The following is a 22,115-nucleotide window of genomic DNA, read 5'->3' on the forward strand; positions in this document are numbered from 1 at the left end:
TTAACAGCCGAAATGTAAGGCAAAGCGATGGCCGCTTATGCTCTTTTTCGCTATACTTTGGTTATCGATAAAATAAAATTTCAGATCAGGGAGAAAAATAATGCGATTACTCGAAGTAAAGAATTTAAAGAAAATTTATACCACCCGGTTCGGTGGGAATCAGGTCCAGGCGCTGTCCAACGTCAACTTTTCGGTGGAGCAGGGCGAATACGTGGCCATCATGGGAGAATCCGGTTCGGGAAAAACAACCCTGCTCAATATTCTGGCCTCCCTGGATAAACCCACCAGCGGTGAAGTGTTTCTGGATGGCAAGAATATCGTCACCATCAAGGACAGTGAGATCTCGGCCTTCCGTCGTGATAATCTGGGCTTTGTTTTTCAGGACTTTAATCTGCTGGATACCTTTTCGATTCAGGATAATATCTTTCTGCCGCTGGTGCTGGCCCAGAAAAATTATCAGGAAATGAACAACCGGCTCCAGCCCCTTTCCCAGCGATTGGAAATCGAAGAGATTCTGCAAAAATTCCCCTATGAGGTTTCTGGCGGGCAAAAACAGCGAGCTGCGGTGGCCCGGGCGCTGATCACCAAGCCCAAACTGGTGCTGGCTGATGAACCCACCGGCGCCCTGGATTCCAAGGCGGCTATGAATCTGCTGAAGATCTTTTCAAGCATCAACGATCTGGGTCAGACGATTTTGATGGTCACCCACTCGGTGGCGGCGGCCAGTCATGCCAACCGGGTCCTTTTTATCAAGGACGGCGAAATTTACAATCAGATCTATCGGGGTTCGATGAGCAACGACGATATGTATCAGAAAATATCCTTTACCCTGTCGGTGCTGGCTTCCGGAGGTGAGGAACTTGAATAAGTTTTTTTATCCCAAGCTGGCATTGGTCAACCTCAAGAAAAACGGGAACACCTATATTCCCTATATTCTGACCTGCATCGGATCGATCATTGCTTTTTATACCATGGTTTCGATCCATAGCAACAAGGGGCTGGATCAAATGCCCGGGTCGATAAACTTGAAAACCATTCTTTTTCTGGGTATCATCGTGATTGGTATCTTTGCGGTTATCTTTCTTTTTTACACCAATAGTTTTTTAATCAAGCGCCGTAAAAAGGAACTGGGTTTATACAGCATCCTGGGTCTGGAAAAGAAGCATATTGCCTGGGTGCTATTCTATGAGACCATTTTTGTAACAGTCATCAGCCTGACACTGGGGTTGATCGGGGGGATTCTGATTGGGAAACTGCTGTTCCTGCTGCTACTTAATATCGTTCATTTCAAAAGTCCCTTAAGCTTTCATATTGATTATTGGGGACTGTTAATCACCGCCGGGGTTTTTCTGGCGATCTTTGGCCTGACCCTGCTGACGAACTTTTTACAGGTGAAACTCTCAAACCCCATCGATCTGTTAAAAGGCGGGCAACATGGCGAGAAGGAACCAAAATCTTCCTGGATTGTCACTCTGATCGGGATTATTTCTCTGGGCACTGGTTATGGGATTGCTCTTTCGGTGGAAACCCCGCTTGAGGCGTTGCTGCTATTCTTTGTGGCGGTGGTGTTTGTCATCATCGGTACCTATGCGTTGTTTATCTCCGGGAGCATCACCCTACTGAAACAACTGAAAAAAAATAAAAAGTTTTATTATCAGTCCCGGAATTTCATTTCCGTGTCGGGGATGATTTACCGGATGAAACAAAATGCCGTGGGCCTGGCCAATATCTGTATCCTGAGCACCATGGTGCTGGTCACCCTGTCCACCACCGTGTCTTTGTATATTGGTCAGGAAGGGATGCGCCGGGATTTTTATCCGCTGGATGTCAGTATTGTTGGCGAAGTGGCCAATACTGATTTCGCTGAAATCAAAACGATTGTTGAATCAGAAAAAGATAAATTAAAGGTGACAAGCAATGATGAAATTTCTTTTGATCTGGCTCATTTTCGAGCTTTTCAGGAAGGCACTCACTTTCTGAAAGATATGGTTGAGGACGAAAGCACCGACGCTATGTATTACGAACGGATCTCAAACATAACCCTGATTCCGCTGGACGACTATAACCGTTTAACCGGTGCCAATAAAAGTCTGGCCGGGAATGAAATGCTGATCTTTTCGGTCGGTGACAACTATGGCGAAGCGACTATTGTTTTTGGCGATCAGCAGTATCTGATTACCGAGCAGCTTGAAGCCATTCCGATGGACTTTAAAAAGACCCAGGATATGGGCCATACCTACTACCTGATCGTCAAAGATGCGGGGGTCATGGATGCCATTTACCAGACTATGAAAAACGACGATGATCCCCAGACGACCCTCCATGCCTTGATGTTTAATCTGGATGGGGATGAGGACACTCTCAACGCCTTTTCCGCCAATCTGCGGACAGCGCTAACCCAGAGCAATCCGGACATCAATATCCAAAACCTTTATGAAGCATTGACGGAACTTTATTTCTTCTTTGGTGGTTTCTTGTTTCTAGGCGTATTTTTGGGCTCCCTGTTTATGATGGCCACAGTGTTGATTATTTATTTCAAACAGATTTCGGAAGGTTATGAAGACAGCGAACGGTTTGAGATCATGCAGAAGGTGGGGATGGATAAAACCGAGGTTAAAAAAACCATCGGCAAGCAGATTCTGATGGTATTCTTCCTGCCTCTGGCCGGCGCCATCGTCCACGTCGCCTTTGCTTTCCCGGTCATCACCAAAATGCTGGCCGCCTTCCGGCTGACCAACATACCCCTGATCTTTTTATGCACACTGGTCGGCGTCGTCGTTTATGCGTTGGTTTATACCGGCGTCTATCTGCTCACCGCCCGATCATACTATAAGATGATTCATTAAGAATAATGTCGGCAAACAAAAAATCCCCTATTTCAGGGGATTTTTTTCCAGTAGTGCTTCCACGTCTGTGACGCTCATCGGTTTGCCAAACATAAAGCCCTGAATACAATCGCAGTTATGGTTTTTTAAATAGTCCAGTTGGGTGCTGTTTTCAATGCCTTCGGCAACAATATGGGCATCCAGATTATGTCCCAGCGAAATGATATCCCCAACGATGCGGATTGAGGAATCCTTATCGGTGAGATCATCGATAAAGGACTTGTCAATTTTCAGGGTGTCAATAGGCAGCCGTCGTAAATAGCTCAGGGATGAAAATCCGGTGCCGAAATCGTCCAGCGAGATCCGGACCTTTAAGGATTTTAACTCATTGAGCATGTCGATGGTTTCTTCGATGTGGTCAATAAAGAGAGATTCGGTTATCTCCAATTCCAACTGCTTGGGGTCCATGCTGGTTTCATCAAGAACGTTTTTAACAATGTCGACAAAATTCTTGTCCCGCATCTGCACCGCCGAAACATTTACAGAAATGCAAAGATTCTGATCAAAACGAGTATCCAATTCCTTAAATTTATGACAGGCGGTCAACAGCACCCATTGGCCAATGCCGATGATCAGTCCCATTTCTTCTGCCAGGGGGATAAAATTCATCGGGGCAACCCGACCATAGTGGGGGGAGTCCCAACGAATCAGAGCCTCAAAGCCACGGATGCGATGATCCTCAGCATTGAATTGGGGCTGATACTCAATGAAAAATTCCTTGTTTTCATAGGCTTTTAAGAGCAGGGATTCCATTTGAATCTTGTTGAGAATTTCATCTTTCATATCCGGTCTGAAAAATTGGATGTTATTCCGGCCCAGTTCTTTGGCCTTGTACATCGATGTGTCAGCGCTCTTGAGCAGTTCAATGGGATCTTTGCCATCCTGCGGGAAGACCGAAATACCGAAACTGGCGCTGACTTTAAATTCTGAGCAGCTGGTTTTAATGCGATCACAAAGTTCATTGCGGAGACTTTCCACATAGTTATAGACGGCATCTTCTTTGATGTTCCGTTGAATAATCAGGGCAAACTCGTCCCCGCCCATTCGACCCAGTAAATCATCTTCATGAACGATTTCCTGCAGACGCTTGGCGGTGTATTTTAAATAATCATCACCATAAAGATGCCCCATGGTATCATTGATTTTTTTAAAATTATCCAAATCGATGAAGACAACATAAAAGGCTGATTTTTCATTTTCGGAAAGATTGACAAGCAATTGCAAGCGTTCCAGAATCATTTTGCGATTAGGGAGTTCAGTTAAGCCATCATAATAAGCCAGAAAATGAAGGCGTTCTTCATTTTTTCGGATTTCTTCATTCGACGACTGGAGCTCGCGATTCTGGTTTGCCAGGGTCTGTTTGGTCAGATTCAGTTTTTTATACAGTGCGGCGATTTTTTCTTTTTGAGTAATCACCGCATTCAACCGTTCCATGGCTTTATCGTAGCGATTCAAGTTCATGTAAAAGGCTGCGGCAGCCAGGCAGAACACGAAAGTAAATAGAACATTCTGAATCAGAAAATAAACCGGAGCAAATTGGAAACCATCAACAGGCAGGAGGAAGGTCACATAGAGTCCGCAGATAAAAGTTGTTGCAGCGATATAATAGAGCATCGTTATTTTCAGCCGCATCATGGCAATGATAATCATCACAAAAGCAACCGACCATACTGCCGGGCCAATGATGTGGTAGTAGCGGACAACGATAAAAGCCAGACAGAGGGATTGGGAAAGGGATATCAGATGATCAAATAAGTCACTGCCCAGTTTTTTCCGGGAAATCAGTTCAAAAATAAAGCCGAGCAACAAGAAGATCCCGCTATTGACCAGTACCGCGGTTAAATCGTTGCCCCATAAAAAATAAACGACAATCAAGTTGGCAAAGGCTCCGAAAAAGAGCAGTGGAGCAGCAAGCATACAGGATATCATATTCTGATAATACAATATTCGCGAAGGATCATCGGCGGCGTTTAATTGCTCAAACACGGCGGGCATGGTTCGTTTAAATTGGAGTTTATCCATTATACTACCTCTTTGTTTAAAGGATTACAGTCATTTTGCTCTATTGTAGCATTTTCCGGGCCTTAATGCGATAGATAGAAGGGTATGTTTAAAAAATAAATAACCGGCAACCAGTCTGAAGAGCCGTTTTTTAGCCTTAAAGCACTTAAAAAAACCTGTACATTTATATTATCCATGTTATAATATAAACACAACTAAATAAGAAATGTAAAAAATCATTTAGGATGAAAAATTTCATTGAGGGAATCTGGTTAGAATCCAGAACGATCCGGTCACTGTAATTAGTTATGTCTCCTTAATATGTCACTGGGCACGTTTTGTCTGGGAAGGCGAGGAGAATAAAAGCTATAAGTCAGGAAACCTACTAAAATGATGTACTAAAGTGTCCTTCCAGGGAAAAGGGAAGTTAGTAACATTAACATAAGTTGGTTCGGTGGCATTGAGTTATCGGAATCAATGGATACGTGTAATGATAAAACCTTTTTTCCCATAGCAATGTGGGTGAAAGGTTTTTTTTTCGGATAGTTATAGAAAATGGAGGGTGGTAGTAAAGATGAAAAAAACAAAAAGAACCATGACCGTTGCCGGTATTGTGTTTTTTATGGTCGTTCTGGCATCACAGCCAGTCAACGCCATGCATATTATGGAGGGCTTTCTGCCGATTGGCTGGGCGGTCTTCTGGTGGGTACTGTCCCTGCCGTTTATCGCATTTGGATTATATCAGGTAGGAAAAATATTCAAAGACAAACCCGAACAAAAAGTGCTTTTAGCTATTGCCACAGCTTTCACCTTTGCCTTATCAGCTTTTAAACTGCCTTCGGTAACCGGCAGCTCTTCTCATATGACCGGGATCGGTTTGGGCGCCATTGTTCTGGGACCCTTTGCCACCGTTGTAGTTGGTACCATCGCGCTGTTATTTCAGGCACTGCTACTGGCACATGGGGGGCTGACAACTTTAGGAGCCAATGCCTTTTCAATGGCCATTGTCGGATCTTTTGTGGCTTACGGAATTTACAAAGGGCTGTCAAAACTCAATGTGCCCAAGGCCTTAACCGTTTTTTTAGCAGCATTTATCGCCGATCTGGCAACCTATGTAACCACATCCATCCAGCTGGGCCTGGCTTTCCCCGACCCGATCGGTGGGATTGCGGCTTCCATGGTTAAGTTTTTAAGTATCTTTGCGATCACCCAGATACCGCTGGCCATAATCGAAGGTATTTTAACGGTACTGGTGGTCAATGCCATCTACCAATATAAAGAAAAGGGGATTATTTCAAATGAAACTCTCACCGATAACTAAAGTTATTCTCGTTTTGCTGATTGGCGCCCTGATTATTATCCCGCAAATTGCCTTGCCAGACGCCGAGTTTTCAGGCGCCGATGATGCCGCCGGAACCGCCATCACCACCATCGATGAAAATTACGTACCCTGGTTTGAAAGCTTGTTTGATCCCGGCGAAATGGAAGAAAGTCTATTCCATTTCCAACAGCTACTAGGCGTCGGTGGACTGGGAATCTGCTTTTTCTACCTTTATAAAAAATCGAAGAAAAATGAAAAGGCTGACAAATCAGCCTAGAGGTTGTCGATAGACTTACCGTACCGACCAATTGTTAATCTGTTGTTCGCCGCGGAATCGGACAGGCTCTGCCGTGTCCGCTCCGATGCGTACAACATGATGTAACAATTGTCGGTACTAGGTTATCTTTTTTGACAGTCTGAAACCAGACAAATCAGCCTGAATTATAATAAACAGCAGCTTAGAAGGAGACTAACATGATTGATCGTTTTGCCCACACCAATAAACTCAGCAATGCCAATCCTACTGTCAAAGTAGTGGTTTCATTAGTCATGCTTCTTTCGGTGTTTTTTATCAATGAACCCCTGTATATGGCAGGGGTTTTTGGTGTTATGGTGGGTTGTACCCTGCTGTGGGCAAAAATCCCGGTGCGGATTTATCTGCATACCCTGATTTTTGATTCCATCTTTATTATCCCCGGAGCCCTGGCGCTATTGTTTACCATCTCCAGAGGTGGCGGTGATTACTTGTTTGCATTTGACTTCTTTCAGTTTACCATCGGCATCACCACCACCAATCTGGTGCTGGCCAGCCTGGTTTTCTGCCGAGCCATGTCAGGGGTTTCCTGTATGCTTTTTTTAATTTATACAACCCCGGTGATGCAGATTGCCGGAGTCATGAAAAAAGCCCATATCAGCAATACTTTTTTAGAAATATTTATTTTAACCTACCGCTTCATCTTTGATTACTGGGATAAAATTAAACTCATGGCAACCGCTCAGGAACTGCGGTTTGGCTATCGTAATTTAAGAGTCGCGATCCAATCCATCGCAATGATGTTAAGCAATTTATTTCTCATGGCCATCCAGAGCTACGAGGAGATGACCCAAACCCTGGAATTAAAGCAATATCAGGGAGACTTTCATGTAAGCTATCGGAAAGGTCTTAAAAATGATTAAAACAGAAAATTTGACTTATCAATATCCGGACGGCACCACCGCTCTCAAAAGTGTGTCCATTGACGGAACCAGGGGCAATTGCATTGCCCTGATCGGTGAGAACGGGGCCGGAAAATCGACCTTGATGTCGGCCTTGATTGGGTTGATCAAGCCCACCGCCGGAACCGTTTTTTTTAAAGAAGAACCCTTATCCTATCAGAAAAAAAATCTCTATGAATTTCGCAAATCGATTGGGCTGGTGATCCAGGAATCGGATAAGCAGGTCTTTTATTCCGGCATCTATGATGATGTGGCCTTTGCCCTGAGAAACATGGGCATGGCCGCGGAGGTCATTGATCAGCGGGTGCAGGCGGCCATGGAAGCTACCGGAATCTCGCTGTTGGCCGACCGACCGGTACATTATCTCAGTTATGGCCAAAAGAAACGGGTGGCGATGGCCGGGGTTTTAGCCGTCGAACCGGAGATCATCCTGATGGATGAACCGACCCTGGGACTGGACCCTAAAAGCAAGACCGGGGTCAAAGCCATTATCAAAGGGGCTTTAGCCAAAGGCATCAAGATTATTTTATCCAGTCATGATATGGATTTTATTTATGAATTTTGTGATTATACCTATGTGCTCCATCATGGTGGCGTGCTGGTGGAAGGTGAAACCACCGCGGTTTTCAAAAACACCGAAGCGCTGGAAACGGCCAGTCTGGAACAGGCAACGATGACCCGCTTGGAACAGTGCCTGGGGATTAAAGGGTTTCGCAGCATTGCCGCCCTGGAAGAAGCGATCAGGAATCAGAAAAAGGAGGTTCAAACGGATGAAATTGGTAGTAGCGGGAATTAATCATAAGGATACGCCTTTGGAAATTCGGGAAAAAGGGGCTTTTCTCCATCGCACCCTGAATGAGGCCATCCGGACCCTTTTGAGTGAGCCGGACATTGCCGAGGTGATCATTCTGTCAACCTGTAACCGCAGTGAGATCTACGTATCAACCCGAAATATCGACGCGGCCGGGAAAATTTTAACCGATTTTTATCTCAGTGAAAAATCAGCGGAACTGGCACCCTATCTTTTTGTCAAAAAAGAGCGGGAAGCGATGGTCCATCTCTATGAGGTGGTTACCGGACTGGACTCCATGATTCTGGGGGAAGATCAGATTTTGGGCCAAGTCAAGGATGCCCTGGAAAAATCCCAGGCCGTTAAGGGCTGCGGCAAATACCTGACGAAAATGTTTCGCGAAGCAATTACCTTTACAAAAAAAGTTAAAACAGACTATAAAATATCCGAAACCCCCTTATCCTTAAGTTCAACCGCAGTAAAGCACATCAAACGGGAGTATCCCGAAGACTATGGCGATAAAAAAATACTGATCATCGGGTCCGGGAAAATGGGTGTGCTGGCACTACGCTATATGAAGGCGGAAGGCTTTCAGAATCCCTACATGACCAATCGGACCTTTCATAACATGCATGAATGCGAAGCGATTCATGAAAACGTCCAGATGATCCACTATGAAGACCGCTATGACATCATTACCGAGATGGATGTGATCATTACCGCCACCGCATCACCCCATGTTATTTTAAAGGCTGATGAAATGAAGCCGCTGGGCAAACCGCTGACGATAATCGATTTAGCACTGCCCCGGGATGTCGAAGAAGCGGTCGGCAGCCTGGACAAGGTCGAACTGCTGACCATTGATGATTTTAAAAACATCATGGATGAAAAAATGGCTTATCGGGTCAAAATTGCAGAGAAAATAGCGGCCGAAATTCAGGATGAAATCGATGGACTGCTGTCCTGGGTGACTCACGCCAAGGTCGACAATATGGTCCGGGATTTAAACGAAACCTCCCGGCAACTGGCTGAGGAAACCATTGAAAACCTCTGTGGCCGGTTAAGCCTGACTGAAAAAGAAGAAGTCTATCTGGCCAAGGTGATCCGCTCCAAGTTCCGGGAAATGGTGATGCCGCCGATTAAGCAGCTTAAGTCACTGGAGTGTGAAGAGGAAATTATCGGCATCGAAAAAACCGTGACCTACCTGTTCCCGGGAATCCAGGATAAAAAACCATTGGCAGAACAGAACCATGATGACACCGCTGTTATTTAACTTAAATAATAAAAAAGCCCTGGTGGTCGGCGGCGGCAAGGTTGCCGCCAGACGAATTGTCACCTTATTGGAAAACGGCATGCAGGTGATTGCGGTGAGCCTGGATTTTTCTGAGGCGATCGAAAGAACCGAGAACAATCAGCTGACTCTGATTAGTGCCGGCTATCACAAGGAGCAGCTTGTGGACATCGATCTGGCAGTGGCAGCAACCGACAATCGCGCGTTGAATCGGCAGATTAAAAGGGACTGCCAATCCCAAAAAATTTGGTGTAACCGGGTCGATGATCCCGAGGATTCGGATTTCATTTTTCCCAGCGTCATTCGCCGGGGCGATTTAACCCTGTCGGTCTGTACCGAAGGGGCCAGTCCTTTTTTAACGAAGCACATTGTCGACGAGCTGGCCGACCGCTACGATGACAGCTATACCGAAAAAACAGCCTTATTGCGATTACTGCGTCAGGCCATTTTAGCCGGTGCTGGGTCCCCACAGGAAAAAACCGCAAAACTCAAAGAATTGTCCCGATGTTCCAATGCGGAACTCAGGTCAAAACTAGGAAATAACTGACAATTGGAGATAAGAGAAATGAATATAAAAGTTGGAACAAGGGGCAGTACCCTGGCCCGCACCCAAAGCCAGTGGCTGATTGATGTGCTGGCCAAAGCGCACCCGCAGATAAACTTCGAAATGGTGATTATTAAAACAAAAGGCGATCTGGTTCAGGATAAACCGCTGGATAAAATCGGTGACAAGGGCTTGTTTACCAAGGAGCTGGAAGATGCGCTATTATCCGGTGAGATCGATATGGCCATCCACAGTATGAAGGATATGCCGTCAAAATTGCCGGAAGGCCTGGTATTGTCGGTTCCACCCGTTCGTGAAGATCCCCGGGATGTCCTGTTGACACCCCATCAGATTACCACCTTGGATCAGTTGCCACCAGGCGCAGTGGTAGCAACCGGCAGCAAACGGCGGATCTGTCAACTGCAAAAGCTGCGGCCGGATGTGGAAATCGTCGGGATCCGCGGCAACATCGATACCCGGATTCGCAAAATGCAAGAACAGCAATTGGATGGCATCATTCTGGCCGCTGCCGGTCTGAAACGGATTGGCCGTCTGGCCGATCCCGCCTACCAAACCGTGACCTTGCCGGAGAACACCTTTATCCCGGCACCAGCCCAGGGAATCCTGGCGGTGGAAGTCCGGGAAGACAATGAAACGGTCAAAGAACTGATGGCCGCCATCAGTGATCCAGACACCATCATCCAGATGAATGCCGAACGGAGTTTTTTAAATGCACTCAACGGCAGTTGTCATATTCCGGTGGGGGCGTTTTGTGAAATGACTGCAGACACCATTATATTATATGGACTCTATGGTCTGGAAGACGGCAGTCATGTGGTCACCCGATCCATTGAAGGAGCACCCGAGGAGGCAGAAAATTTGGGAAAACAATTAGCAGCAACATGTTATCAAGATGTACATACAAAACCGGGCAAGGTCTATCTGGCCGGCGGCGGTTGCGGGGATCCCGGTCTCTTAACCGTTAAAGCCAAAGATATTTTAACTAAAGCCGATGTGGTGGTTTATGATGCCCTGGTTAATGAAAGTTTTCTAAACGACGCCCGCGCCGATGCCGAAATTGTCTATGTCGGCAAACGGGCCGGCAACCATGCCATGCGTCAGGAAGATATCAATGCCTTACTCGTCCAAAAAGGCCTGGAAGGCAAACTGGTTCTGCGCTTAAAAGGTGGCGACCCCTACGTCTTTGGCCGGGGTGGCGAAGAAGGCGAAGACCTTTACGACGCCGGGGTACCATTTGAAGTGATCCCCGGGATTACCTCGGTTATCGGCGGACTGGCCTATGCCGGGATTCCCATTACCCACCGGGATTGTGTGTCTTCGTTCCATGTCATCACCGGGCATTTAAAATCCAACGCCTACGACGGTGCATCAGATCTGGATTGGCCGGTATTGGGCAAGCTCACAGGCACCATCGTCTTTTTAATGGGGGTCAAGAATCTGGAAAAGATTTGCGACGAACTGGTTAAAAATGGCATGAATCCAGAAATGCCAGTGGCTGTGGTCCATCGGGCCTCCACCCCTTATCAGCGGGTCGTGACCGGAAACCTGACTACCATCTACGACATTGCCACCGCAGCAAAAATCACCGCTCCCAGCCTGATTGTGGTCGGGGAAGTCGTCAATAAACGTCAAAAATTGCGGTTCTTTGATGAAAAACCTTTGTTTGGAAAAAACATCATCGTCACCAGATCCCGTGAACAGAGCTCCCAGATGGTTGAAAAAATCAGTGAGTTGGGTGGTAATGCCATCGAATTCCCAACCATCAAAATTGTCCCCATTAACGAAGCAGCCTGTGACGAAAAGGTAAAAGTCCTGAAAGACTACAGCCATATTATATTTACCAGCATCAACGGCGTGGAAATCTTCTTTGATTCCCTGGCCCGCTGTGGCAAAGACGCCCGCGCCTTTGGCAATCTGCATATCACTGCCATTGGGGAAGGTACCAAAAATGCTCTCTTAGCCCGAGGTCTACAGGCCGATTTTGTACCGGATAAATATGTCGGCGAAGAACTGGTCAGTGGTCTGGCGCCACTGCTTAACAAAGACAGCCGGGTGCTGATCCCCCGGTCAAAAAATGCCCGGATCTATGTGGTCGAAGAACTATCGAAGATCTGTCCGGTCGACGAGGTCCAAAGCTACGAAACCATCCGGGAAGATCACGCCACGGTTGATCCGCTGGAAATGTTAAATAACAAAGAAATTGATTATATTACCTTTACCAGCTCCACCACCGTCGAGTTTTTTGTCGAAAAAATCGGCGCCGCCCACATTGACGCCATCAACTCTGCAAAAGCAGTGTCCATCGGCCCCCAAACCTCAAAAAAATGTCTGGAACTGGGCATTGATGTGGACATCGAAGCTGAAACATACACCATCCAGGGCATGCTGGATGCGATTTTAAAGGATGCTCAGAAATAAGACTTGAGTAAAAGAGCTGAACGAGTACCGATAACAGATTAAAAATTGGTCGGTGCGGGACATGTAATTATTAAGAAGTAAATTAGGAGGTCAGCAATATGTTGCCAACACGATTACGAAAAAATACGGCAGTTCGGAATTTAATCCGGGAAACCCAGCTTTCCATGAATGATGTGGTTTATCCGCTGTTTATAGTCGACGGACAGGGAGTGCGTAAAGAAATCGGCTCCATGAAAGATCAGTATCATCTGTCTTTAGATATGCTGGGGGCGGAAACCCTGGCGCTAAAAGAACTGGGGATCCGTTATGTCATTTTGTTTGGCGTCCCCGACGAAAAGGACAGCGAAGCCACGCCTGCCTTTGTAGCGGACGGTCTGATCCAGGAAGGGATTCGGGTGATCAAAAAGGTTGATCCGGAAATGTATGTGATCACCGATGTCTGTTTGTGCGAATATAAAAGTGACGGACATTGTTGTTTCTTTGAAGAAAACGGCGAGATCCGCCGGGCCCAGACCCTGGAGACCTTAAGCAGAACGGCGCTCAGCCACGCCGAAGCCGGAGCCGATATGGTCGCTCCTTCCGATATGATGGATGGCCGCATTGACCATATGCGGGAAACCCTGGATCGGGCCGGTTATGAATCGATTCCGATTATGGCCTACTCGGCTAAATTTGCTTCCAGTTTTTATGGTCCCTTCCGGGATGCTGCCAACTCGGCCCCATCCTTTGGCGACCGCCGCAGCTATCAGATGGATCCGGCCAATTCCCGGGAAGCGCTGAAGGAAATGGTTCTGGATATTGATGAAGGCGCCGATATTGTGATGGTCAAACCAGCCATGCCTTATCTGGATATTATCGCCAAGGGCAAGGAACTTTCCTACTTGCCAATGGCCGCCTATCAGGTCAGTGGTGAATACGCCATGATTAAAAATGCCGTCGATGCCGATCTGATGGATCGCCGGGCTATTTTTGAAAGCTTGATCAGCATCAAACGGGCCGGAGCCGACATCATCATCACCTATTTTGCCAAAGAACTGCAGGCGATGCTGAAAGATTATCAGTGACGTTTTTACCCAAATTTTTTAAATTTGGTAAGCCACTAAGCGCGAGCGTGTGGCTGGTGTAAAAACTAACATAATTTTGGGCTGAATTCTTCCTGATAAAAATCAGGAATTCAGACGAAAAATATGATCATTATAAAATGGAGATATTATGAATCGAGAAAAATCAGAAAAATTATTTATCGAAGCAGAAAAGTATATACCTGGCGGCGTCAACAGTCCGGTGCGGGCGTTCAAATCAGTAGAAATGCCACCGGTTTTTATTGACCACGGCAAAGGCGCTAAAATTTATGACGTCGACGGCAACGAATACACCGACTATATCTGTTCCTGGGGTCCCTTGATTTTAGGTCATGCCTCACCAGTTTATTTTGAAGGGATTCAGGAAGCCCTGCAAAAAGGCACCAGCTTTGGAGCCCCAACCGCCATTGAAGTCGAGGTTGCCAAGCTGATCACCGAAGCCTATCCCTCCATGGAAATGGTGCGGATGGTCAGTTCCGGAACCGAAGCCACGATGAGTGCCCTACGGGTCGCCAGAGGCTATACCGGACGGGATAAGATTATCAAATTTGAAGGCTGTTACCACGGCCATGCCGACGGACTGCTGGTTAAATCCGGGTCCGGCACCCTGACCTTTGGGGTCCCGACCAGCTCCGGGGTGACCCCGGGAACGGCCAGGGACACCCTGGTGGCAACTTATAATGATATTGCCAGCGTCAAAGCCCTCTTTGCCGAAAACCCCGGCGAAATTGCCGCCGTCATCGTCGAACCAGTGGCCGGAAACATGGGCGTTGTGCCACCCGATCTGGAGTTCATGAAAGAACTGCGGGCGATCACTGAAGCTGAAGGAACGGTACTGATTTTTGATGAAGTCATCACCGGATTCCGCTTAGCTTACGGCGGCGCCCAGGAAGTCCTGGATATTAAACCAGACATGACCACCCTCGGCAAGATCATTGGCGGCGGCATGCCAGTCGGCGCCTATGGCGGACGTCGGGATATCATGGCAACCGTAGCACCCCTAGGTGGCGTTTATCAGGCCGGAACCCTGTCCGGAAACCCCATTGCGATGAAAATGGGGTTGAACACCCTGACCTACCTGCGGGATCATCCCGAAGTTTATACCGAAATGGAAGAAAACGCCAAGCTGTTAGAAGCCGGCTTTAAGGCCAACATTGAAAAAACCGGCGTTAAAGCTCAGATGGTTCGTTTCAAAGGAATGACCTGCTGCTTCTTTACCGACCAACCCATCGATGGCTATGCCGCCGTCATGACCTCGGACACCAAAGCCTATACCAAATATTTCAAAGCCATGCTGGATGCCGGCAACCTCATGCCGCCAGCCCAATTCGAAGGTATTTTCCTCTCTGCCGCCCACACCAAAGCGGACATTGAGAAAACCATCGCCGATCACTATCAGGCATTATTAAATTTAAAATAATATAATCGCAAAATTAAAAGAAACGAACAATAATTGCTTTGATGTCGGTTTCCGCAAACAATTTAGTAACGTGTAGGCGAACAGTCGGTAGACTGTACGCCGTACAGTGTAGAAATTGTTTCGCGCAAACTGGCAGCGAAGCTCACGGCACTTTAGTTAGGGCCTAAAAAACATAAATAGGAGAACCATTTAATGGAAAAGAAAGCGTTACTGGTCATCAGTTTTGGTACATCTTACCCTGAGACCCGAAAAAAAACCATCGAGGCTACCGAGAACCGCTTAAAAGAAGCATTCCCGGACCATGATTTTTATCGAGCCTTCACATCCCGAATGATCATCAACAAACTGAAGACCCGGGACAACGAAAGCGTGGATACCCCGCAAGAAGTGCTGAAAAAGCTTAAAGCAGCCGGCTATACCCACGTGCAGTGTCAAACCACCCATATCATCAATGGCTATGAGTACGACATTACGTTAAAAGAACTCAAGGCCTTTGAAAAAGACTTTGCATCTCTGACCCTGGGCCGGCCACTGCTAACCACGGTAGAAGATTACGAAGAAACCGTGGACATCGTGATGAAGCAGATGCCCAAGCTCAAAAAAGGCGAAGCCCTGGTTTATATGGGCCATGGCAGTGACCACCACGCCAATTCCACCTATCCCTGTCTGGATTATATGTTTAAAATGAAGGGTTATGAGGATGTTTATGTGGGAACCGTGGAAGGTTTTCCGGAGTTGGAAAACATTGTGCCGTTGCTTCTGGAAAAGAAATATAAAAAGATTTATCTGGCGCCCTTTATGCTGGTAGCTGGCGATCACGCGATTAATGATATGGCCAGTGATGAAGAAGACTCCTGGCGAACCGTTCTTGAAGATGAACGTTTTAAAGTCGAATGTATCCTGGAAGGCCTGGGTGAATATGCCGGCATTCAGAACATGTTTTTAGATCATTTAAAGAAAGCACAACCCGTTACAGAAATGTAGGAATGGATTCAAAAGTGCTAAAATTAGAAATAAAGTTTAGGAGAAATTATTGATGAATACAGTGTATATGGTGGGTGCAGGCCCAGGAGATCCGGAACTGATTACCGTTAAGGGTCAACGAATTGTCAACGAAGCAGATATTATTATTTATGCCGGTTCTTTAGTCAACAAAGCCATTATTGCCGGTCACAAACCGGATGCCGAAATCTTTAATTCCGCATCGATGACTTTAGATGATGTTATCGCCGTGATTAAACGGGGAACTGCAGAAGGCAAAAAAATTGCCCGGGTTCATACTGGTGACCCCTCCATTTATGGCGCCATCCGGGAACAGATGGACCGATTGGACGAATTGGGAATTCCTTTTGATGTGATCCCTGGAGTCAGCTCCTTTGTGGCATCAGCGGCAGCCCTTAAAAAAGAATTTACCCTGCCAGATGTATCCCAAACCGTTATTTTGACCCGCTTGGAAGGCCGAACCCCCGTGCCGGAAAAAGAAAAGCTGGAAGATCTGGCATCCCATCAGGCATCCATGTGTATTTTCCTGTCAGTGCAAATGATTGATGATGTGGTTAAGCGATTAATGAAACATTACGCGCCAACGACGCCGATTGCGATTATCCAACGGGCAACCTGGGAAGACCAGAAAATTGTTATGGGAACCCTGGAAACCATTGCTCAAAAAGTAAAAGACGAAAATATCACCAAGACCGCCCAAATTTTAGTTGGTGATTTCCTGGGCGACGAATACAGCTTATCCAAGCTTTATGATCCCAGTTTCACTCACGAATACCGTCAAGGGGTTGAATAAAACCGTGAAAACAGAAAAATGGGCCATAGTCACCCTGTCCCAGGATGGCATGGTTTTGGCAAACCGGTTAGCAGAACATCTGGATGACCGGGAATGCCACATCTACACCAAAGAAAAATACGCCAACGAAACCACAAAAATCATCACCACCGATATTACTACCTTTATGGGCAGCATCATCGGAGCGTACCAGATCATCTGCTGCATCATGGCAACCGGCATTGTGGTCCGGGCGATTGCCCCCCATCTGGAACATAAGTCTTCAGATCCGGGCATTCTGGTCATGGATACCAATGGTGAGTTTGTCATCAGTCTGCTTTCCGGCCATTTGGGTGGCGCCAATGACGCTGCTCGTCTGGTAGCCAAACGACTGGATGCTCAGGCGGTGATTACCACCGGCACTGATGTTAAGGGAACCATGGCGGTGGATGTATTGGCCCAGAAAATTAATTGCACGATTGATAATTTTACCGATGCCAAAGATGTGACCGCCCTGATTTTAAACGCCGATCCGGTGGCCTTTGTGAATCAGGAAAATTGCGATTTGGATGCGGTTATTCTGCCTAATAACATCGAAGTGGTGGCCGATTTAACTGATCTAAATAATTTAAATAAATATCAGGGTGTCATTATGACAACACTGGATACCAAAAAACAAGCGCAGCCAATTCCCAGCGTTAAGCTGGTTCCCAAGAAACTGGTGCTGGGTGTGGGCTGTCGCCGGGACACCCCGGGAGAACGGATTATCCAGGCCATTCAGGAGACTTTAGCGTCGCTGAATCTCAATGAAAAAGGCATCAAATCCCTGGCTACCATCGGTCTGAAAGCCGATGAACCGGGAATTATTGAAGCCTGTACTTTCTTTAAAGCAAAAAAAGTCATCATCCCCAATGAAATGGTGCAAATGGTTCAAAGCCGTTTTGAAGCATCGGAGTTTGTTTTTAAAACAACCGGCCTATATGCCGTTTCTGAACCCTGCGGCTTTGTCGCCTCCGGCTTTGGGAAATGCCTGCTGGAAAAACAAAAACTGGGCGGAATCACCCTGTCGGTCTGGCTGGATGAAAATTAGAAAAAATTTACCTTGTTAAAAAAAGGAGAACAAATGAGCAAAATTTATGTCACCGGGATTGGTCCCGGACTGTATGAACATATGACCGAGGCGGCCAAAGCCAGCCTGGAAGATGCGGACATTATTGTCGGTTATAAAACCTATATTGATATTATCGCCGATTTAATTGGCGATAAGGAAGTGCTTTCTTCCGGGATGCGTCGGGAGATTGACCGTTGCGAAAAAGCATTGGAACTGGCTGAACAAGGTAAAAAAATCTGTCTGGTCAGCAGCGGTGATGCTGGCGTTTTCGGAATGGCTGGTATCATGCTGGAAATCGTTGAAGCAAAAAACAGCGATGTCGAAGTTGAAATTATTCCCGGGATTTCGGCCGCCAATGCCGCCGCATCAACTTTGGGCGCGCCGCTGATGCATGACTATGCCGTCATCAGCCTCAGTGACCTGCTGACCGATTGGGCCGTCATTGAAAAACGGCTGCACTGTGCCGGCGAAGGGGACTTTATTATTACCCTCTATAACCCAAAAAGCAAGGGCCGTCCCCACAATATCGAAAGTGCTCAGGAAATTCTGTTGAAATATAAAGCACCGGAAACCCCGGTGGGGATTGTTCGTAATGCCAAACGTAAAGATGAGTCTTATGTGATTACGACCCTGAAAAAAATGAACGAAGCAGATATTGATATGTTTTCCATGGTTATCATCGGCAATTCCAAAACCTATGTGACCCGCGATCAATTAAAAATGATTACCCCGAGAGGTTATCAGCTGTGATTCTGGTATTGGGAGGAACCCTTGACAGCCGATTATTAACCGATCTTCTGCTTGAAGAAGGGAAAGAAGTCTGCTATTCGTCGCTGACCAATATCGCGGCCGATCAGATCTCGGAAAACCCCCTTTTGACAAAGATTTCAGGACAATTGGATGCCGGCACGCTGCGGGAAACCATTACCATTTACAATATCAATCTCTGTATTGATGCCACCCACCCCTATGCCCGGGAAATTTCCGAAAATGCTATTTGGGCCTGTGACGCCATGAATATCGATTATATTCGGCTGGAAAGACCATCGAATATTGATGAGGGAGAGGATATTGTCGCCTATAACACCTATGAAGAAGCCCGGGATTATCTGACCGGGGCGATGGGAAAGAGCGACCGCAATATTCTACTGACCACCGGCAGCCGTCAACTGGAAGCCTTTGAAGGACTGCCCAAAGAGCGCACCTATATTCGGGTCCTGCCCACTGCAGGGGTGTTAAAAAAATGCGAAAACCTGGGCTACAAGCCCCGACATATCTTGGCCCTTCAGGGTCCTTTTTCGGTAGCAATGAATGTCGCCACCATGAAAGAATACCACATCGGCTTCGTCGTCACCAAAGACAGCGGCGACGTTGGTGGCATTAAAGAAAAGGTCGCAGCGGCCCGGCTGGTCGACGCTAAAATTCTATTCATCCGCCGACCCATTGTTGCTTACCCCCGAGTCATCTCGTCCGTTGAAGACGCCGTGGTCTGCGCATTGAAAAATCATTAGAATTTTGACTTAAATTTAAATAGACGAACAAAGTACCGACAATTCTTACATCATGTTGTATGCATCAAGGCGAACAGGTTGTAGACCTGTACGAATTGCAAGCATACAACAGATTAACAATTGGTCGGTACGGGGTTTCGACGATCTAAAATAATTCATCATAGAAAGTTAAGAAAAAAAGGAGAAAACATGGCAAAAAATATTATGTTTATGGGTACCGGGTCATCAGTAGGAAAAAGTCTGATTACTGCGGCCATGTGCCGGATACTCGATAACCACGGCTATCATGTGGCACCCTATAAATCCCAGAATATGGCGCTTAATTCGTTTATCACCAAAGATGGCAAAGAAATGGGCCGGGCTCAGGTAGTTCAGGCCGAGTGCGCCCGGATGGAGCCTCAGGTTGAAATGAACCCGGTACTGTTAAAACCAAACTCGGACGTGGGCTGTCAGGTCATTTTGATGGGAAAAGCCGAATTTAATATGGATGCCATGGACTATCACGCCCATAAACCCAAGCTGGTGGAGATCGTGGTTTCAGCCTATGACGCGCTGGCTGAAGGTAAAGATGTCATTGTCATTGAAGGGGCCGGTAGCCCGGCCGAAATCAACCTGCGGGACAACGACATCGTCAACATGGGACTGGCAGAACTGGTCGATGCTCCGGTGGTGCTGATCGGCGATATCGACAAGGGTGGCGTTTTTGCTTCCATTTATGGTACAATTATGCTACTGCAACCCGAAGAACGAGCCCGCATTAAAGGCTTTATCATCAATAAATTCCGGGGCGATGTGGAACTGTTAAAGCCCGGCATCAAAATGATCGAAGATCTGGTCAAGGTGCCCTGCCTGGGCGTTATTCCCTACAAACGCTTTGTCATTGATGACGAAGACAGCGTCAGTGAACGGTTTGATAATAATTCCGAAGGTCTGATCACGATTGGCGTGGTCTACTTACCTCATCTTTCCAACTTTACCGACTGCACCGCCTTTGAAATGCATCCCGATGTGAAGGTGGAATACTACCGAAACCAGCGCGATCTGCAGCTGGCCAACCCGGATTTGTTGGTGATTCCCGGCAGTAAAAATACCATTGACGACACCTGCCATGTTATCAACAGCAAAATGGGCGATGAAATCCATCGGCTTCACGATTGCGGCGTGCCGATTGTCGGTATCTGCGGCGGTTATCAGCTGCTGGGCAAAGAAATTCGGGATCCCTTCCAGGTGGAATCAACCAAGGGTAGTATCGCAGGATTGGGCCTTTTAAACATTGTTACTACCATTGAAGAAGAAAAGCGAACCGTCCGGACTTCCGGCCAGGTTCAAGGTAACTTCATGGGAATGGAACTGGCTGACATGGAAGTGGAAGGCTACGAAATTCACATGGGCACCAGCGAAGCCCTGGATAATGCCAAACCCTTTGCAATTCTTGAAGATGGCACCGTCGATGGCGTGATTGCCGAAGATGGCACCGTGATGGGTACCTATCTTCATGGTATCTTTGACAACGATGGTTTACGGGAAAAAATCATTGAAGCCCTGCGGGTCAAAAAGAACCTCGAAGCCGGTCCCACTGCCTTTGATTTTAAGGCCTTTAAAGAAGAACAGTATGATCTGCTGGCAGAAACCGTGGAAGCGAATCTGGATATGAAAAAAATAATGGAAATCATTGGAGAAATAGCAAATTGAATCTAATTGAAGGACTTCCCCTGGGTTTAGGGGGAGGCTTTTGGTTTTTACTGATACTCATCGGCGTGTTGCTGGATTGGCTGATCGGGGATCCCCCCTGGCTGCCCCATCCGATCATCGCCATGGGAAAAACCATCGGCTTTTTAAATAAAAAACTGAATCGTGGCAAGCATCGCAAGGCCAAAGGCTTTTTACTGTTATTTTTAGTTCTGGGTCTCACCGGGGCGATTGTCTTTGGTCTGCAATGGCTGTTATATAGCATCAACATTTATCTCTACATCATCTTTAACCTTTATCTGATTATCACCGCCCTGGCGGCCAAAACGCTGGCAGTTGAAGTGCAAAAAGTGATGACCGCCTTAATGGGTGGCGATATTGAAGTCTCCCGGGTACAGGTCGGTTATCTGGTTGGTCGCGATACTTCAGAACTCAAAGAAAAGGAAATTATCCGGGCGACGGTGGAAACCACTGCCGAAAATACCATTGATGGTGTCCTGGCCCCGATTTTCTATATGCTGCTGGGCGTGTTGCTGCCGGTACCCTGGCTGAATCCGGTGATGCTGGTAATGCTCTATAAGGCCACTAACACCCTGGATTCGATGGTTGGCTACATCCAGGAACCATATAAGGATTTTGGCTATGCTTCAGCAAAATTTGACGATCTGGTCAATTTGATTCCGGCACGACTCGGCAGCATTTTTATGCTGGTGGCCGGGATGCTTTTAGGATATACTTTTAATGACGGCTGTCGAATTTTCAAGCGGGATCGCCGCAATCACAAGAGTCCCAACTCGGCCCATCCGGAATCGGTGGTGGCCGGGCTGTTGGGGATACAGCTGGGCGGAACCAACCAGTATTTTGGCGAAATTCTGGAAAAACCGACCATTGGTGATGCTAAAACCCCGTTGGAAATATTGGATATTCGCGAAACCATTACCATTATGTATGGTAGCGAAGTTGTCTTGATGGTTTTTGCGACCTTAGTAGCAGTGATAATCTATTCTTTTTAGAAATCTGGTAAATCATCGAATTTAAAATA

Annotated in this window: 19 protein-coding genes and 1 riboswitch; of the genes, 18 read left to right on the top strand and 1 reads right to left on the bottom strand. The window is 46.8% G+C overall.

Annotation, left to right across the window (positions count from 1 at the left end):
* Positions 1 to 100 precede the first annotated feature (100 nt).
* Positions 101 to 868: an ABC transporter ATP-binding protein gene (locus ABGU93_RS09910; protein WP_347413302.1), complete on the top strand. Its 768-nt coding sequence runs from the start codon at positions 101 to 103 to the stop codon at positions 866 to 868.
* Positions 861 to 2,846, top strand: a complete 1,986-nt coding sequence (locus ABGU93_RS09915) for an FtsX-like permease family protein (protein ID WP_347413303.1) — start codon at positions 861 to 863, stop codon at positions 2,844 to 2,846. Before ABGU93_RS09910 ends, ABGU93_RS09915 begins: the two co-directional genes overlap by 8 nt.
* 27 nt (positions 2,847 to 2,873) lie before the next feature.
* On the opposite strand, the gene ABGU93_RS09920 is transcribed toward ABGU93_RS09915, so the two are convergent.
* Positions 2,874 to 4,907, bottom strand: a complete 2,034-nt coding sequence (locus ABGU93_RS09920) for an EAL domain-containing protein (RefSeq protein ID WP_347413304.1) — start codon at positions 4,905 to 4,907, stop codon at positions 2,874 to 2,876.
* 203 nt (positions 4,908 to 5,110) lie between these two features.
* Positions 5,111 to 5,291, top strand: a riboswitch (cobalamin riboswitch).
* A gap of 190 nt (positions 5,292 to 5,481) precedes the next feature.
* Here ABGU93_RS09920 and ABGU93_RS09925 point away from each other — a divergent pair.
* From ABGU93_RS09925 to cbiB, 16 genes are all read left to right on the top strand, one after another.
* Complete coding sequence (locus ABGU93_RS09925; protein WP_347413371.1) at positions 5,482 to 6,207, top strand: energy-coupling factor ABC transporter permease; 726 nt, start codon at positions 5,482 to 5,484, stop codon at positions 6,205 to 6,207.
* Entirely contained in the window at positions 6,185 to 6,484 is a 300-nt protein-coding gene (locus ABGU93_RS09930; RefSeq protein ID WP_347413305.1) for an energy-coupling factor ABC transporter substrate-binding protein, read from the top strand. Before ABGU93_RS09925 ends, ABGU93_RS09930 begins: the two co-directional genes overlap by 23 nt.
* 197 nt (positions 6,485 to 6,681) lie before the next feature.
* A complete protein-coding gene (gene cbiQ / locus ABGU93_RS09935; protein WP_347413306.1) occupies positions 6,682 to 7,383 on the top strand; it encodes a cobalt ECF transporter T component CbiQ in 702 nt (233 codons plus the stop codon).
* Positions 7,376 to 8,218 carry an energy-coupling factor ABC transporter ATP-binding protein gene (locus ABGU93_RS09940; protein ID WP_347413307.1) on the top strand — a complete coding sequence of 281 codons (843 nt, stop codon included), beginning with the start codon at positions 7,376 to 7,378 and terminating at the stop codon, positions 8,216 to 8,218. The genes cbiQ and ABGU93_RS09940 overlap by 8 nt, the downstream gene beginning before the upstream one ends.
* A complete protein-coding gene (hemA, locus tag ABGU93_RS09945) occupies positions 8,193 to 9,485 on the top strand; it encodes a glutamyl-tRNA reductase (RefSeq protein WP_347413308.1) in 1,293 nt (430 codons plus the stop codon). The genes ABGU93_RS09940 and hemA overlap by 26 nt, the downstream gene beginning before the upstream one ends.
* Entirely contained in the window at positions 9,466 to 10,050 is a 585-nt protein-coding gene (locus tag ABGU93_RS09950) for a bifunctional precorrin-2 dehydrogenase/sirohydrochlorin ferrochelatase (protein ID WP_347413309.1), read from the top strand. The genes hemA and ABGU93_RS09950 overlap by 20 nt, the downstream gene beginning before the upstream one ends.
* Positions 10,051 to 10,068: 18 nt before the next feature.
* A complete protein-coding gene (gene hemC, locus ABGU93_RS09955; RefSeq protein WP_347413310.1) occupies positions 10,069 to 12,486 on the top strand; it encodes a hydroxymethylbilane synthase in 2,418 nt (805 codons plus the stop codon).
* Between the two features lie 98 nt (positions 12,487 to 12,584).
* Positions 12,585 to 13,550 carry a porphobilinogen synthase gene (gene hemB / locus ABGU93_RS09960; protein WP_347413311.1) on the top strand — a complete coding sequence of 322 codons (966 nt, stop codon included), beginning with the start codon at positions 12,585 to 12,587 and terminating at the stop codon, positions 13,548 to 13,550.
* Between the two features lie 148 nt (positions 13,551 to 13,698).
* Positions 13,699 to 14,988, top strand: a complete 1,290-nt coding sequence (gene hemL, locus ABGU93_RS09965) for a glutamate-1-semialdehyde 2,1-aminomutase (RefSeq protein ID WP_347413312.1) — start codon at positions 13,699 to 13,701, stop codon at positions 14,986 to 14,988.
* A gap of 192 nt (positions 14,989 to 15,180) precedes the next feature.
* Complete coding sequence (locus ABGU93_RS09970) at positions 15,181 to 15,972, top strand: sirohydrochlorin cobaltochelatase (RefSeq protein ID WP_347413313.1); 792 nt, start codon at positions 15,181 to 15,183, stop codon at positions 15,970 to 15,972.
* 49 nt (positions 15,973 to 16,021) lie between these two features.
* Positions 16,022 to 16,783, top strand: a complete 762-nt coding sequence (gene cobM, locus ABGU93_RS09975) for a precorrin-4 C(11)-methyltransferase (protein WP_347413314.1) — start codon at positions 16,022 to 16,024, stop codon at positions 16,781 to 16,783.
* Between the two features lie 4 nt (positions 16,784 to 16,787).
* Complete coding sequence (locus tag ABGU93_RS09980) at positions 16,788 to 17,852, top strand: cobalt-precorrin 5A hydrolase (RefSeq protein ID WP_347413315.1); 1,065 nt, start codon at positions 16,788 to 16,790, stop codon at positions 17,850 to 17,852.
* A gap of 33 nt (positions 17,853 to 17,885) precedes the next feature.
* Positions 17,886 to 18,623 (top strand): precorrin-3B C(17)-methyltransferase, encoded by a 738-nt coding sequence (gene cobJ / locus ABGU93_RS09985; protein ID WP_026394641.1) that lies wholly within the window; start codon positions 17,886 to 17,888, stop codon positions 18,621 to 18,623.
* Positions 18,620 to 19,384, top strand: a complete 765-nt coding sequence (gene cobK / locus ABGU93_RS09990; protein ID WP_347413316.1) for a precorrin-6A reductase — start codon at positions 18,620 to 18,622, stop codon at positions 19,382 to 19,384. Before cobJ ends, cobK begins: the two co-directional genes overlap by 4 nt.
* A gap of 189 nt (positions 19,385 to 19,573) precedes the next feature.
* Positions 19,574 to 21,076, top strand: a complete 1,503-nt coding sequence (locus ABGU93_RS09995) for a cobyric acid synthase (RefSeq protein WP_347413317.1) — start codon at positions 19,574 to 19,576, stop codon at positions 21,074 to 21,076.
* Positions 21,073 to 22,086: an adenosylcobinamide-phosphate synthase CbiB gene (gene cbiB / locus ABGU93_RS10000; RefSeq protein ID WP_347413318.1), complete on the top strand. Its 1,014-nt coding sequence runs from the start codon at positions 21,073 to 21,075 to the stop codon at positions 22,084 to 22,086. Before ABGU93_RS09995 ends, cbiB begins: the two co-directional genes overlap by 4 nt.
* Positions 22,087 to 22,115: the final 29 nt, after the last annotated feature.

The sequence above is a fragment of the Acetobacterium sp. genome (assembly GCF_039830195.1).
Taxonomy (GTDB): domain Bacteria; phylum Bacillota; class Clostridia; order Eubacteriales; family Eubacteriaceae; genus Acetobacterium.